This is a genomic window from Tessaracoccus pujii (assembly GCF_055326215.1).
This window is the reverse complement of sequence record NZ_JBUZNP010000012.1, coordinates 49,607-65,041: the sequence shown is the minus strand read 5'-3', so window position 1 is coordinate 65,041 and position 15,435 is coordinate 49,607. Positions and strand designations below refer to the sequence as shown.

13 protein-coding genes are annotated in these 15,435 nt (G+C 68.4%); 12 read left to right on the top strand and 1 reads right to left on the bottom strand.

The annotated features are described in order from the left end of the window. Positions 1-149: 149 nt before the first annotated feature. Positions 150-1,139, bottom strand: a complete 990-nt coding sequence (locus ACZK5N_RS13525) for an IS5 family transposase (RefSeq protein ID WP_459020358.1) — start codon at positions 1,137-1,139, stop codon at positions 150-152. Positions 1,140-1,260: 121 nt separating this feature from the next. Between ACZK5N_RS13525 and ACZK5N_RS13520 the strand changes: the two genes are divergently transcribed. The 12 genes from ACZK5N_RS13520 (at position 1,261) to ACZK5N_RS13465 (ending at position 15,429) form a co-directional block, all read left to right on the top strand. Continuing rightward, complete coding sequence (locus tag ACZK5N_RS13520) at positions 1,261-3,126, top strand: ABC transporter substrate-binding protein (RefSeq protein ID WP_463625129.1); 1,866 nt, start codon at positions 1,261-1,263, stop codon at positions 3,124-3,126. A gap of 165 nt (positions 3,127-3,291) precedes the next feature. Further along, the gene (locus ACZK5N_RS13515; protein WP_459019093.1) at positions 3,292-4,812 is read left to right on the top strand and encodes an ABC transporter permease; all 1,521 of its coding nucleotides are present in this window, start codon (positions 3,292-3,294) and stop codon (positions 4,810-4,812) included. Positions 4,813-4,826: 14 nt separating this feature from the next. Further along, a complete protein-coding gene (locus ACZK5N_RS13510) occupies positions 4,827-5,819 on the top strand; it encodes an ABC transporter permease (protein WP_459019094.1) in 993 nt (330 codons plus the stop codon). Between the two features lie 11 nt (positions 5,820-5,830). Beyond that, positions 5,831-7,576: an ABC transporter ATP-binding protein gene (locus ACZK5N_RS13505; RefSeq protein ID WP_463625127.1), complete on the top strand. Its 1,746-nt coding sequence runs from the start codon at positions 5,831-5,833 to the stop codon at positions 7,574-7,576. Between the two features lie 2 nt (positions 7,577-7,578). Then, positions 7,579-8,058: an NUDIX hydrolase gene (locus ACZK5N_RS13500; protein WP_459019096.1), complete on the top strand. Its 480-nt coding sequence runs from the start codon at positions 7,579-7,581 to the stop codon at positions 8,056-8,058. Then, the gene (locus tag ACZK5N_RS13495; RefSeq protein WP_463625125.1) at positions 8,055-9,032 is read left to right on the top strand and encodes an endonuclease/exonuclease/phosphatase family protein; all 978 of its coding nucleotides are present in this window, start codon (positions 8,055-8,057) and stop codon (positions 9,030-9,032) included. Before ACZK5N_RS13500 ends, ACZK5N_RS13495 begins: the two co-directional genes overlap by 4 nt. Next, entirely contained in the window at positions 9,029-10,147 is a 1,119-nt protein-coding gene (locus tag ACZK5N_RS13490) for a THUMP-like domain-containing protein (RefSeq protein ID WP_463625123.1), read from the top strand. Before ACZK5N_RS13495 ends, ACZK5N_RS13490 begins: the two co-directional genes overlap by 4 nt. Before the next feature lie 182 nt (positions 10,148-10,329). Next, entirely contained in the window at positions 10,330-10,626 is a 297-nt protein-coding gene (groES, locus tag ACZK5N_RS13485; RefSeq protein WP_459019099.1) for a co-chaperone GroES, read from the top strand. 145 nt (positions 10,627-10,771) lie between these two features. Then, a complete protein-coding gene (groL, locus tag ACZK5N_RS13480) occupies positions 10,772-12,355 on the top strand; it encodes a chaperonin GroEL (protein WP_459019100.1) in 1,584 nt (527 codons plus the stop codon). Positions 12,356-12,491: 136 nt separating this feature from the next. After that, positions 12,492-13,997: an IMP dehydrogenase gene (gene guaB / locus ACZK5N_RS13475; RefSeq protein ID WP_463625131.1), complete on the top strand. Its 1,506-nt coding sequence runs from the start codon at positions 12,492-12,494 to the stop codon at positions 13,995-13,997. A 22-nt stretch (positions 13,998-14,019) separates the two neighbouring features. Then, positions 14,020-15,120, top strand: a complete 1,101-nt coding sequence (locus ACZK5N_RS13470) for a GuaB3 family IMP dehydrogenase-related protein (protein WP_459019101.1) — start codon at positions 14,020-14,022, stop codon at positions 15,118-15,120. Between the two features lie 15 nt (positions 15,121-15,135). Then, complete coding sequence (locus ACZK5N_RS13465) at positions 15,136-15,429, top strand: chorismate mutase (protein ID WP_459019102.1); 294 nt, start codon at positions 15,136-15,138, stop codon at positions 15,427-15,429. Positions 15,430-15,435 lie beyond the last annotated feature (6 nt).

Sequence of the window (15,435 nt, the reverse complement as noted above, 5' to 3'; positions counted from 1 at the left end):
GGATCCGCTGATCATTTGGGGCATCCGTCCGGGGGTGGGCTTGACGGTGGCTGTGGGGCCGCCGGTGGGGCCGGTGAGGGCCGGTTGCTTGCCCTCCGGCCCTTGTTCAGGGCCCTTTTCTGCGGTTCTGGGCAGGCTGCCGCCAGGGGCTACCCGGTAGCAGCGGCGGTCTTGAGTCTGGTTTCGATCGTGTTCGCGCGGGCGAGCATCAGCAGGTTCGCCGAGGCCATCGCGACCTGGAGCTGGTTCAGGTTCTTCGCCAGCCCGCGGTAGCGGGTCTTGGACAGCCCGAAGTCCCGCTTCACGATCAGGAACACGTGCTCCACCTTCGCCCGCACCGACGCCTTCCTCGACTCGAGTCGCTGCTCGTGAGGGTGCATCGCTCTCCACGTGCCCTGCCGGGCAGCGACCCGCCACTCGACGTGTGACAGGTGGTCGTCGCCGCGGATCTCGGGGCGTTTCGTCACACCCGAATAGCCGGCGTCGGCGTAGACGACCTGGTCATCCTCGCGCACCAGATGGGTGATCTGGTCCAGGTCGTGCACGTTGGCTGCTGTCGCGGTCACCGAGTGCACTAGACCCGTGCCGGCATCGACCCCGGCGTGGGCCTTCATCCCGAAGTACCACTGGCGCCCCTTCCTGGTCTGATGCATCTCGGGATCCCGGGTGCCGGTGGCGTTCTTCGTCGACGAAGGTGCGGCGATGATCGTGGCATCCACGATGCTCCCGCCACGCATGACCAGACCGTCGGCCTCCAGCCGGGCGTTCAACGCGGAGAACATCGCCTCACCCAGCTGGTGCTCCTCCAGCAGGTGCCGAAAATGCAGCAGGGTCGTGGCGTCAGGGACCTGCCTGGTAGCGAAGTCCACACCCATGAACTTGCGCATCGCGTACGAGTCGTTGATCTGATCTTCCACGCCTTCGTCGGAGAGGTGGAACCACACCTGCAGCAGGTACATCCGCAGCATCGTCTCGAGCGGTATCGGCCGCCTGCCGCGGGTCTTGTTGTAGTAGTGCGGCTCGATCAGCTTGACCCAGTCCGCCCACGGCACCACCGCGTCCATCCGCTTGAGGAACTCCTCCCGCTTCGGGACCCGGCGACGCTGACCGTACTCGACCTCAGACAAACTCGGCTGCAACTCATCCACAACCAGCATTCTACCTAGCCAACACGCCATTCACCGGCCAAACACCCACCGACTGCGCATCCACCGACAAACCAGGCTGGCCCATTAATCAGCGGTTCCCTAAGGAGAAGGAATGAAGTTCCAGGGAACCAAGGTGTCCCTCGGTCTGGTGTTGAGCGGGGCCCTCCTGCTCGGCGCGTGCACCAGCCCTGAACCCACCGAACCTGAAGACACCGCGTCGGGCAGCGCCTCGGCCACGGCCACGACGTCCGCATCCGCATCCGAGGGCACCAACGGCGACGCTGCCGCCGGCTGCCTGCAGGATGTCGGCATCACCGAGACCACCGACGGGGAGGTCCGCTACACCGCGGGCCCCGGCGACTGGAGCGGCTACAACTCCATCACCAACGGCACGTACTCCACGTACAACTCGGTGATCGCCGCCCACATGTTCTCGAGCTTCGTGTACTTCGGTACAGACGCCACGATCTGCGACAACACCGAGTTCGGCACCTACGAGGTCACCTCTGAGGATCCGTTGACGGTGAAGTACACCATCAACGAGGAGGCCGTCTGGTCCGATGGCACGCCCGTCACCATCAACGACTACCTCATGGACTGGGCCGCCCAGAACCCCGAGTTCATCGCCCCCGGCTTCGCCAGCGGCGAGAACGTCGATGCCGCGGCCGTGTTCGACCATGTCTCGACCTCGTTCGCGCAGTACGTCCTCGAAGGCCCGGAGGGTGAGGTGGGTGCCAAGGAGTTCACCGTCACCTACACCGACCCCAACCCGGACTACCGGATCATCATCACTTCCGCGCTTCCCGAGCACGTGATCGCCACGCAGGCCGGCCTGGAGCCCGGCGCCCTGGCGCAGGCCGTCATCGACCGCGACGCCGACACCGTCAAGTCCGCCGCAGAGTTCTGGAACACCGGCTGGATCTTCAACCCGGGCGAGCTGCCCGCGGCCGATCAGATGCCCTCGTCCGGCCCCTACATGGTCAAGGAGGGCAGCTGGCAGGCCGGCAACTCCCTGACGCTGACCGCCAACGAGAACTACTGGGCCACCCCGGCCGCCACGCGCGACCTCGTGTTCCGATTCATCGACGACGCCCAGCAGGTCCAGGCATTGGGCAACAAGGACGTCCAGGTCATCCAGCCCCAGGCCACGGTCGACACCGTCGGCCAGCTCGAGGCGCTCGGCTCCGCCGTCACCATCGAGTCCGGCTCGTCGCTCACGTGGGAGCACCTGGACTTCAACCACCGCGAGAACAACGTCTTCGGCAACCCGGAGTCCGGCATGGCGCTGCGCGAGGCCTTCGCCTACTGCGTGCCGCGCCAGCAGATCGTGGACACGCTCATCAAGCCCATCTCCCCTGAGACCGAGCTGATGAACGCCCGCGAGGTGTTCCCGTTCATGGAGAGCTACGACGAGATCATCGAGGCCTCCTACGACGGCCGCTACGACGCGGTCGACCTCGAGAAGTCGAAGGCCCTCGTGGCCGAGTCCGGCGTGGCCACCCCGATCGACGTGCGGATCGGCTACCGCGCCGGCAACCAGCGCCGCACCGAGACCGTCGCCGCCATCCAGTCGTCCTGCAAGGACGCCGGCTTCAACGTGATCGACTCCAGCGCTGAGGACTTCTTCCAGGTCGCCAACGTCAACGGCGACTACGAGGTTGCGCTCTTCGCCTGGGCCGGCTCCGGCCAGATCACCTCCGGCGAGAACATCTACGCCACCGGCAAGCCGCAGAACACCAACAAGTACAGCAGCGAGGTCGTCGACGCGGCTTGGGCCGAACTGGTCGCCACCCTCGACGAGTCCGTCCACCTCGAGCAGACCAAGGTCATCGAGAAGGAGCTGTGGGACACGCTCCACGGCATCCCGCTGTACGCCCACCCCCTGGTGGTCGCCTACGACTCCACCCTGCAGAACGTGCGCGCCACGGCCACGCAGGATCAGGTGTCGTGGAACGCCCCGCAGTGGATCGCTTCATGATCCTCTCCAGCTGACACTTCGTCAGCTACCCGGTTGGGGCAGGTGACGCTCGCGCCACCTGCCCCACCTCGCGTTCACCGCCCCTTTCATCACAAACCAGCCCTGCCGTAGTATGCGGCGGATGGGTGCCGACGCAGGCACCCGAATCATGCCAGAGGACCGATCTTGCTCAAGTTCATCGCGAAACGCCTGGGGATATCGCTGGCGGTTCTCCTGTTGGGATCACTGCTCCTGTATGTGCTGGTCATCAACTCAGGAGATCCTCTGCAGGACCTGCGGGAGTCCAACGATCCGAACCGCGAGAACCGCATGCGCCAGCGGATCGAAACGATGGGGCTGAACCTGCCGTGGTACGAGCGCTACTTCGACTGGCTGGGAGGCGCGTCGAAGTGCCTCGTGGGGCAGTGCGACCTCGGCGTCGCGCTCAACGGCCAGTCCGTCAATGCGCTGGTCTCCATCGCCGCCGGTTCCACCCTCCGGCTGGTCGTGTTCGCCACCCTGCTGGCGATCGCTGTGGGCGTGATCCTCGGCATCGTCACTGCCATCCGCCAGTACAGCGGATTCGACTACGGCGTCACCCTCTTCGCTTTCGTCGCCTTCTCCCTACCCGTCTTCTGGCTGGGCGTCCTTCTCAAGCACTACGCCGCCATCGAGTTCAACAACTGGATCGTCGACGCGGACCTGAGTTGGCCGGTGATCATCGGCGTGGCTCTGTTGGTGGCGCTCATACTCCAGGCCGCCATGGGCGGCGATCTCAAGCGCCGCCTCATCACCTTCGCGGGCATCGCGGCCGGCGTGGCCGCCATCCTCGTCTACTTCGACGCCGTGACCTGGTTCCGGCGTCCCGCCATCGGCATCCCCGTCTATGTGCTCGCGGTCCTCGGCGCCTCCTCACTGGTGATCATGCTCACATCCGGGTTCCAGAACCACCGGGTCCGCAACGCCGTGGGGGCCACCGCCGGCGTGGCGCTCATCGGCTACATCGCTGTGCGGGGCTTCCTGATGGGTAACGGTTCCCTTTGGGTGCTGCTGCTGTGCTTCGTCGCTGCCATCGTCGCCGGGGTCCTGGCGGGCCAGCTTCTCGGAGGCTTCTCCCGCAGGCAGGCAACCTTCGCGGCCGTCGTCACGGCGCTGCTCTCCTCGCTTCTCGCGGTCAGCGACCTGCTGCTGTCCAACTGGTCCATGTACCTCAGGGAGCAGCCGCGCCCCATCCCGACCATCGGCTCGATGACGCCCAACTACGAGTCCACCTTCTGGATGCATTCGATCGACACGCTCACCCACCTGGTGCTGCCCACTGTGACCCTGACGCTGATCTCGATCGCCTCGTACACGCGTTACACCCGCGCCTCCATGCTCGACGTGCTCAACCAGGACTACATCCGCACCGCACGGTCCAAGGGCATCTCCGAGCGCAAGGTGATCACCCGGCACGCGCTGCGCAACTCGCTGATCCCGCTGGCCACCATCGTCGCGTTCGACTTCGCCGGCCTCATCGGCGGCGCGGTCATCACCGAGACGGTCTTCGGCTGGCAGGGGATGGGCAACCTCTTCCGCACGGGTCTGGCCCAGGTGGATCCGGCACCGGTGATGGCGTTCTACCTCGTCACCGGCACCGCCGCGGTGGTCATGAACATGGCGGCCGACATCGCCTACGCCATCCTCGACCCGCGGATCTCCCGCTAGGAAGCAGGCCAACCATGACTGACACCAACAATCCTGCCCAGCTCGACGAGGTCCACGAGAACGACTACGAGATCGACTCGATGCCCGACGAGATCACCACGACGGACAAGTCGTACTCCCAGGGGCAACTGGTGCTGCGTCGCTTCGTCCGGCACCGCGGGGCGATGATCTCGCTCACCATCCTGGTGTTGATCGTCCTGCTCGCTCTCACGTCGATCGGATTCGGCCCCATCCCCGGATGGTGGCCCAAGAACCACGTCGACCTGTACCCGATCCAGGAGGTGGGCGGGGCTCCCACCCTGAAGCTGTGGCCGTTCTCCATCGGGGAGCACCCCTTCGGGCAGTCCACCATCGGCAAGGACTACTTCGCGCTGGTGATGCTCGGCACGCAGAACTCGCTGACCATCGCCTTCACCGTCGGCATCGGGGCCACGATCATCGGTACGCTCGTGGGTGCGGCGGCCGGCTACTTCCGCGGCATCGCCGAATCCTTCCTCATGCGCGTCACCGATCTGTTCATCATCATCCCCACGTTGGTGCTCGCCGCGGTGCTCGGCCGGATGGCCGGCAACGTGGGCGGGATCTTCGCCCTGGCCGGCATGCTGGCCATCGTCTCCTGGACAGGACTTGCGCGCCTCGTGCGCGGCGAGGTGTTGAGCCTGCGCGAGCGGGAATTCGTGGCCGCGGCCCGCGCCGTCGGCACCTCGCCGTGGCGGATCATCCTGCGCCACATCCTGCCCAACGCTCTGGGCACGATCATCGTCAACGCCACCCTGCTGATCTCGGCGGCCATTCTGGTCGAGACGGCCCTGTCGTTCCTCGGGTTCGGGGTGCGCCCGCCGAACACGTCGCTGGGCCTGCTGATCTCCGAGAACCAGAATGCGCTGAGCACCCGCCCGTGGTTGTTCTGGTGGCCCGGTGTCTTCATCGTCTCCATCGCGCTCTGCGTGAACTTCATCGGAGACGGCCTCCGCGATGCCTTCGATCCCCGCCAGCAGATGGACTGAGGAAGACTGCGATGACCACCACCCCACGTTTCACCGGCGAGAACCCGGTCCTCAAGTTCAGCGATCTGGACGTGCAGTTCCGCACGGAGTTCGGGACCGTGCACGCCGTCAAGGGCATCACGCTCAGCGTGGAGCCCGGCGAGGTGATGGCCCTGGTCGGCGAGTCGGGTTCAGGCAAGTCCGTCACCGCCACCACGGCGCTCGGCCTGCTGCCCAAGACCGCCCGCATCCAGGGCGAGACCCGGGTCACGGACCAGAGCGTCGGCGAGCTGTCCGGCCGCCAGCTGCGCTCCCTACGCGGCAACCGCGTCGCGATGGTCTTCCAGGAGCCGATGACGGCGCTCAACCCGGTGATCAAGATCGGCGAGCAGCTCACCGAATCCATGGAGGTGCACGGCGTGGCCTTCGGCCGCGACGCCTGGGACCGCGCCGTGGACCTGCTCAACGCCGTGGGCATCCCCAACGCCGAGCGGCGCGCCAAGCAGTTCCCGCACGAGCTGTCCGGCGGTATGCGACAGCGCGTGGTCATCGCCATGGCTCTGGCCTGCGACCCCGAGGTGATCATCGCCGACGAGCCCACCACCGCCCTCGACGTCACGGTGCAGGCCGAGATCCTGGACCTTCTGCGCTCGCTCAAGGACAAGCTCAACACCGGCATCCTGCTCATCACGCACAACATGGGCGTGGTGGCGGACATGGCGGACAACGTGGCGGTGATGTTCAAGGGCAACATCGTGGAGCGCGGCCCCGTGGAGGAGGTGCTGCTGCATGCCAAGCACCCGTACACGAAGCGGCTGCTCGCCGCGGTCCCACACCTGGGCGACGGGCACGGGCAGTTCGGCGTGGCGCCCCATCCCGTGAGCCCCACCGCAGATTCGGCGCTGGAGGTCGACGAACTCGTGGTCGAGTATCACCGGGCAGGCAAGAAGGCTTTCCGCGCCGTCGACGGCGTCAGCTTCGACGTGCGCCGGGGCGAGATCGTGGGCCTCGTCGGCGAGTCCGGCTCGGGCAAGTCCACCATCGGACGGGCGCTGCTCGGCCTCATCCCCTCGAAGTCCGGCGAGGTGCGGGTGCTGGGTGAGGACCTCCTGGCCCTCAGAGGACGCGCCCTCAAGGGGCTCCGCAAGCGCATCGGCGTGATCTTCCAGGACCCCGCGGCGTCCCTCAACCCGCGCTTCCCGATCGGCGATGTCGTCGCCGAACCGCTCAGCGTGCACCGCGTGGGCGACGCGAAGTCCCGCGAGGCCCGCGTCCACGAACTCCTCGACGCGGTGCAGCTGCCCCGCAGCGTCTACAACCGCTACCCGCACGAGCTCTCGGGCGGCCAGCGTCAGCGGGTGTCCATCGCCCGCGCGCTTGCGCTCAGCCCGGACCTGCTCGTCGCCGACGAGCCCACATCTGCCCTGGACGTCTCGGTGCAGGCCTCGGTGCTGTCGATGTTCACCGAACTCCAGCGCGACTTCGGGTTCGCGTGCCTGTTCATCAGCCACGACCTGGCGGTGATCGACTCGCTGGCGCACCGCGTCGTCGTGATGCAGTACGGCAAGATCGTCGAGAAGGGCACCCGCGAGGAGGTGCTGCTCAACCCGCAGGAGGAGTACACCAAGCGGCTGCTGGCCGCCGCCCCGGTCCCGGACCCCATCGAACAGAGGCAGCGCCGTGAGGCCCGCCACGAGCTGCTGAAGTCGCTCGGCGACGAGGTCGTGGAGCTCGACACCCGGGAGCTCGACTTCGACAACGCCCGCCCGTCCGCCTGAGCATGCCGTACGCGCCCGAGCTCACGACGCTGGGCTACATCGTCAGCCCGGACCGTCGGCGGGTGCTGCTCGTGCACCGGATCGGCCGGTCCGACGATGAGCAGCTGGGCAAGTACAACGGGCTGGGCGGCAAGGTGGAGCGGGACGAGGACATCGCCTCCGCGATGCGGCGCGAGATCCTCGAGGAGGCCGGCGTCGAGGTGACCTCGATGACTCTCCGCGGCACGGTGTCCTGGCCCGGCTTCAACGGGCGCGATGTGTTCGGGTTCGTCTTCCTGGTCACGGGGATCGCGGGGGAGCCCCTGCGATCCAATCCCGAGGGCACGCTCGCGTGGCATGACATCGACACCGTGATGGCGCTGCCCATGTGGGACGGGGACAGGCACTTCCTGCCGCTGGTGTTCGACGAGTCGGTGCCGCAGTTCCATGGCGTGCTGCCCTACGAGGGCGGCCACTCCGTCGGCTGGCGGGTGTCGCGGTGAGCACCGGTCGCGCCGTCGTGCTGGGCTGGCTGCTGCTCCTGCCCTTCGGGCTCGTCGCCCTCGTGCTGCTGGTGCTCGACGGGTTCACCGAGCTGCACACCACGTCGGAGGCGGCGATCTATGCGGCCGCGTTCATCCCGTTCGCGTGGGTGGCCGTGGTCCTCGCGGGGCTCGGGCTGATCCTGGCCGCGCACCGGTGGTGGCGCCTGACGGGGGTGGCGGTGCTGGCCGCGGCCGCCGTCGCGTGGGGCGTGCCGCTGGCGGGGCCGATGATGGCGGCGGCGCAGTCCCAGACCGCGCCCGAGCCGCAGCTGGTGGTGTTCAGCCTCAACACGGCGTACGGGCGGGCGGATGCCCGCCAGATCCGGCTCCTGCTCGACGAGTCGGTGGATGTGTTGGTCTTCCAGGAGTACACGCCGGAGTTCGAGGATGATCTCCGCCGCCAAGGCCTCCTGGACCGTTTCCCGCATCGGATCGGGACGGCACGCGCCGACGCCGGGGGAACGATGCTGCTGTCGCGGCTGCCGCTGACGGAGGTGTCGCGGCTGGACACGGCCTTCGACAACATCCTGGTGTCCCTCGAGGCGGATGGTGCGCGGTGGCTCGTCGGGGCGGTGCACACCTCGCCACCGCAGACGGGCGCGCCGCAGTGGGCGCGGTCCGCGGCCAAGGTGACGGGTCTGGCGCTCGAGCACGCGGACGAGCGACTGGTGCTGGTGGGGGACTTCAACGCGATCGACCGGCACCACACCATGCGGGTGCTGACGAAGGGCCCCCTGCGCGACCTGATGGAGGGGTCCCCGGGCCTCGACGCGTGGCGGCCCACCTGGCCGGCCCACCCGTGGCTCCCGACGTTCGCGCGGATCGACCACGCCGTGGTCAGCGAGGTGGTGGGCGGGCCCGCCCCCGACGTCGTCAGGATCGAGGGCACCGACCACCTCGGGCTCCTCGTCTCCGTCCATGCCCTGGCATGAGTGAGCGCGACGCGGCGCTGGCCGCCGCGATGCTGGAGCCCGACCCGTCGTCGCTCGGCGCGGCGGGCCGGCTGCGTGCGTCCTTCGGCGCCGAGGTCGCGGCGTGGGCGCTCACCCAGGCGGCGCTCCGGCGCCGGGCGCGGGCCAAGTTCGACCGGGCCGACGAGATGCTGTTCACGCACGACGGCCTGGAGCAGGCGACCCGGGACGCGGTCCGACGCTGGCGCGCGGGGCGTTTCGTGGCCTCCGGCGTCACCGACGTGTGGGACCTCGGCTGCGGGGTCGGCGCGGACGCCATGGCGTTGGCGGAGTCGGGACTGAGGGTGCACGCGGTCGACGCGGACCCTGCCGCCGCGGATGTGGCCTCCTGGAACCTCGCACTTGTCGGCGCCGGTCCCGCGGCCGTCGCGCGCGCGGAGGATGTGGTGGTCCCGCCGTCGGCCGGGGTCTTCCTCGACCCGGCCCGCCGCACGGCGCGGGGCCGCACCTGGAACGTGGCGGACTTCACCCCTCCGTGGTCGCTGGTGCTCGAGCACCTGGCCTCTCAGCGATTCGTGGCGGTGAAGCTCGGACCGGGACTGCCGAAGGAGTTGATCCCCACGGGTGTGCGCGCTGCCTGGGTGAGCGACGGCGGGGACGTGGTGGAGGTGTCACTGTGGAACCGGATGGCCGAGGGGCGCTCCGCGGTCCTGCTGGGGCAGGGCGACGCGCTGGAACTCACCGCCGGCGAGGCCGAGGCGCCCGCCGTCGCGCCCCTCGGCGCCTATGTCTACGAGCCCGACGGCGCCGCCATCCGCGCGGGTCTGGTGGGGGAGGCGGTTCCCGGGGCCTGGCTGCTCGATCCCCACGTGGCGTACCTGTCCTCCGACGAGCCCATCCTCACCCCATGGGCCACCCGCTTCGAGGTGCTCGACGTCCTCGACTACTCGGTCAGGGCGCTGCGTGGCTACGTGAGGGAGCGGGGGATCGGGACGCTCGAGATCAAGAAGCGGGCCATCGATGTCGACCCGGCGGCCCTGCGACGGGAGCTGAAGCCGAAGGGGAGTGCTGCGGCCACGATCATCCTGGCCCGCACGGTCGGGGGCACCAAGGCGATCGTCGCCCGCCGGGCGTGAGCCGCGCGCACCGGACTGATCTGGCACTCGGCTTGATTGAGTGCTAAACCCGGGATAACGTAAGAGCTGGCACTCGACAACCTCGGGTGCTAATGGTCGGACGGCACCCGCGACGACGCCCGGCCACCTCACATGACCTATCCGCCGACCTTCGGGTCGGATATGACAGAAAGGTGTTTGACGTGGCAACCACGATCAAGCCTCTCGAGGATCGCATCCTCGTCCAGCCCCTTGAGGCCGTCCAGACCACCGCTTCCGGCCTTGTCATTCCCGACACTGCCAAGGAGAAGCCGCAGGAGGGCAAGGTCATCGCCACCGGCCCCGGCCGCATCGACGACAACGGCAACCGGGTTCCCCTCGATGTCGCCGAGGGCGACGTCGTCATCTTCTCCAAGTACGGCGGCACCGAGGTCAAGTACGACGGCCAGGAGTACCTCCTGCTGAACGCCCGCGACATCCTCGCCGTCGTCAGCAAGTAACGAACGGGGGCGCGCCCCCGTTGACCCCTGGCGGGGGCAAGCCCCCGCTGACCTTCGGCAGGGGTAAGTAGCGAACGGGGGCAAGCCCCCGCTGACCGCTGGCGGGGGTGAAGCCCCTTCGGACTCGACTCAATCAAGGATTTCAATGCCAAAGATTCTCTCCTTCAATGAGGAGGCCCGTCGCGCGCTCGAGCGCGGTGTGGACACCCTCGCCAACACCGTCAAGGTCACCCTCGGCCCCAAGGGTCGCTACGTCGTCCTGGACAAGAAGTGGGGCGCCCCGACCATCACCAACGACGGTGTGACCGTCGCCAAGGAGGTCGAGCTCGACGATCCGTACGAGAACCTGGGCGCGCAGCTCGCCAAGGAGGTTGCCACCAAGACCAACGACGTCGCCGGTGACGGCACCACCACCGCCACGGTGCTGGCGCAGGCCATGGTGCACGTCGGCCTCCGCGCCGTGACCGCGGGCGTCAACCCCGTCGGCCTCAAGCGCGGCATCGACAAGGCCGTGGAGGCCGTCGTCGCGCGCCTGCGTGAGAACGCCCGCCCCGTGGACACCACCGCCGACATGGCGTCGGTGGCCACCATCTCCTCGCGTGACGAGCAGATCGGCGACCTGATCGCCGAGGCCTTCGACAAGGTGGGCAAGGACGGCGTCATCACCGTCGACGAGTCCAACACCATGGGCACCGAGCTCGAGTTCACCGAAGGCATGCAGTTCGACAAGGGCTACCTGTCGCCGTACTTCGTGACCGATGCGGACCGTATGGAGGCCATCCTGGATGACCCCTACATCCTCATCCACAGCGGCAAGGTCTCGTCGATGAACGATCTCCTCCCGCTGCTGGAGAAGATCATCGCGGCCAAGGGAACGCTGTTCATCGTGGCCGAGGACGTCGACGGCGAGGCGCTGTCGACGCTCGTGGTCAACAAGATCCGCGGCACCTTCACCTCCGTCGCCGTCAAGGCGCCGGCGTTCGGTGACCGTCGCAAGGCCATGCTCGAGGACATCGCCATCCTCACCGGCGGCCAGGTCGTCGCCCCCGAGGTGGGTCTCAAGCTGGACCAGGTCGGCCTCGAGGTGCTGGGCCGCGCCCGTCGCATCGTCGTCACCAAGGACAACACCACCATCGTCGACGGCGCCGGCGAGCACGCCGAGGTCAGCGGCCGCGTGGCGCAGCTGCAGGCCGAGATGGCCCGCACGGATTCGGACTGGGATCGCGAGAAGCTCCAGGAGCGGGTCGCGAAGCTGGCCGGCGGCGTGTGCGTGATCAAGGTGGGTGCCGCCACCGAGGTGGAGCTCAAGGAGAAGAAGCACCGCATCGAGGATGCGGTGTCGGCCACCCGTGCGGCCATCGAGGAGGGCATCGTCGCCGGTGGCGGCTCGGCCCTCATCCACGCCGGAGCCGTCCTGAAGGACCACCTGGGTCTCACGGGCGACGAGAAGGCGGGCGTCGACGTCGTGGCGAAGTCGCTGGCCGAGCCGCTGCGCTGGATCGCCGAGAACGGCGGCGAAGCGGGCTACGTCATCACGTCGAAGGTTGCCGAGATGGAGCTCAACCACGGCTACAACGCCAGGACCGGCGTGTACCAGAACCTCGTCGAGCACGGTGTCATCGATCCGGTGAAGGTGACGCGATCCGCGCTCGCCAACGCCGCCTCGATCGCTTCGCTCCTGCTCACCACGGAGACGCTCGTGGTGGACAAGCGCGACGACGAGAGCTGAGCCGCTCCCCGCATCACGCGTTGGCCCCGTCCGGTTCGTCCGGGCGGGGCCGACGCGTGTCCTCCTCCTTTGCGGGCGGCGTAGACTGGGCGCGACCTGGCGGCAGAATGAAGGGTGTCAACGCGTGTTCGAGGAACTGACCGGCGCAGGCGTGCCCAATCCGTTCGCGGCCCTGGGCCTCACGTTCGATGACGTGCTGCTCCAGCCCAACCAGTCCGACATCATCCCCTCGCAGGTCAGCACCGGGACCCAGCTCACCCGGCGGATCCGGCTCAACGTTCCCCTGGCGTCGGCCGCCATGGACACCGTCACGGAGTCGCGCATGGCCATCGCCATGGCGCGCGAGGGCGGCATCGGCATCCTGCACCGGAACCTGTCCATCGCGGATCAGGTGCAGATGGTGGACCAGGTGAAGCGCTCCGAGGCGGGCATGGTGAGCAACCCGATCACCGTCAGCCCGCAGGCCACCCTGGCCGAGGTGGACGAGGTGTGCGCCACCTACCGCATCTCGGGGACCCCGGTCGTCGAGGCCGACGGCACGCTGGTGGGCATCATCACCAACCGGGACATGCGCTTCGAGGACAACCCGGGCCGCACGGCGGGCGAGGTGATGACGCGGATGCCGCTGGTCACCGCCCGGGTCGGCGTGTCAGGCGAGGAGGCGCTCGGGCTCCTCGCGAAGCACAAGGTGGAGAAGCTGCCCATCGTCGACGCGCAGGGCAGGCTGCAGGGCCTCATCACGCTGAAGGACTTCGTCAAGGCAGACCAGTATCCCCGGGCGGCCAAGGATTCGCAGGGCAGGCTCCGGGTCGGCGCCGCCGTCGGTTTCTTCGGGGACTCGTGGGACCGCGCCATGGCGCTCGTCGACCAGGGCGTGGACGCCATCATCGTCGACACCGCCCACGGCCACTCCAAGGGAGTCGTGGACATGATCAAGCGGCTCAAGGCCGAGCCGGCCGCGGCGGACGTGGACGTCATCGGCGGCAACGTGGCCACCTACGCGGGGGCGAAGGCGCTCGTCGAGGCGGGCGCGGACGGCGTGAAGGTGGGCGTGGGCCCTGGCTCCATCTGCACCACCCGGATCGTGGCGGGGGTCGGCGTGCCCCAGGTCACCGCCATCTACGACGCGGCGCGCGCGTGCCGTCCGGCCGGCGTTCCCGTGATCGGCGACGGCGGGCTCCAGTACTCCGGCGACATCGCCAAGGCCCTCGTCGCCGGGGCCTCGACGGTGATGCTCGGCTCCCTGCTCGCCGGCTGCGAGGAGAGCCCCGGGGAGCTGGTGTTCATCAACGGCAAGCAGTTCAAGAGCTACCGCGGCATGGGGTCCCTCGGTGCCATGGCCGCCCGTGGGCGCAAGGCGTCGTACTCTAAGGACCGCTACTTCCAGGGCGACGTCGCCTCGGACGACAAGCTGATCCCGGAGGGCATCGAGGGCCAGGTGGCCTACCGGGGCCCGTTGGCCGCCGTCGCCTACCAGCTGGTGGGCGGGCTGCGGCAGTCGATGTTCTACTCGGGCGCGGGGACCATCGCCGAACTGCAGGAGCGAGGACGGTTCGTCCGCATCACCTCGGCGGGTCTGCGAGAATCGCACCCGCACGACATCCAGCTCACCGCCGAGGCCCCCAACTACTGGTCGCGCTGAAGAACCTGAGGAGAACCGATCCATGTACGAGCTCGGGCGCAGCAAGCGCGCAAGCCATGCCTACTCGTTCGACGATGTGGCGATCGCACCCACCCGCCGCACGCGCGGCGAGGACGAGGTGGACCTGACGTGGAAGATCGACGCGGTCTCCTTCGACGTGCCCATCGTGGCGGCCCCCATGGACTCGGTGATGTCGCCCACCTCAGCCATCCGGATGGGTGAGCTGGGAGGGCTGGGCGTGCTGAACCTGGAGGGCCTCTGGACCCGCTACGACGATCCCCAGCCCCAGTACGAGCTGATCACGCAGCAGTCGGACCATGTGGTGGCCACCAAGCGACTCCAGGAGATCTACGCCGAGCCGGTGAAGGCCGAACTGATCCGGGACCGCCTGGCTGAGATCCGCGCGGCCGGCGTGCCGGTGGCTGGTTCGCTCTCTCCCGCGCGGACGTTGGAGTTCGCACCGGTGCTGGAGAAGGCGGGCATGGACTTCTTCGTGGTTCGCGGCACCACCGTGTCGGCGGAGCACGTGGGTGGCAGCGACACCCTCAACCTCAAGGACTTCATCTACCGCTTCGACGTGCCGGTGCTGGTCGGCGGGGTGGCCACCTACCGGGCGGCGCTGCATCTCATGCGTTCGGGGGCGGCCGGCGTGCTGGTGGGCTTCGGTGGTGGTGCCACGCACACGACGGCCTCGGTGCTGGGCATCGAGGTGCCGATGGCGTCCGCGGTCGCGGACGTGGCCGAGGCCCGCAGGGACTACCTGGAGGAGTCGGGCGGCCGCTACGTCCACCTCGTCGCCGACGGGGCCGTCGGCCGTTCCGGCGACATCGCCAAGGCCATCGCCTGCGGGGCGGACGCCGTCATGGTGGGGTCCCCGCTCGCTCGCGCCACCGAGGCCCCCGGTCGTGGCTGGCACTGGGGGAGCGAGGCGTGGCACGCGCGGCTCCCGCGCGGCGAGCGCTCGTTCTTCGAGCAGGTCGGCACGCTGGAGGAGGTCGTCCTGGGCCCGTCGAGGGTGCCGGACGGCACGATGAACCTGGCCGGCGGCCTACGCAAGGCGATGGCGCTCACCGGCTACACCGACATCAAGTCCTTCCAGCGGATCGATCTGATCCTCCACTGAGCCCGAGGAGCGCCGATGGACGACGCACTGACAGAGCTGAAGCGCCTGCGCGGCAGCATCGACAACATGGACTCGGCGCTGATCCACCTGCTCGCCGAACGGTTCAAGGTGACCCAGCGCGTCGGTGAGCTGAAGGCGCGCGCCGGATTACCGGCTGCGGATCCGGAGCGCGAGGCCAGGCAGATCACGCGGCTGAGGGCGCTGGCCGTGGACGCGGATCTGGACCCCGAACTGGCGGAGAAGTTCCTCACGTTCATCGTCGCCGAAGTGGTGCGGCACCACGAGAACATCGCCCGGGGGGAGCACTGACACTGC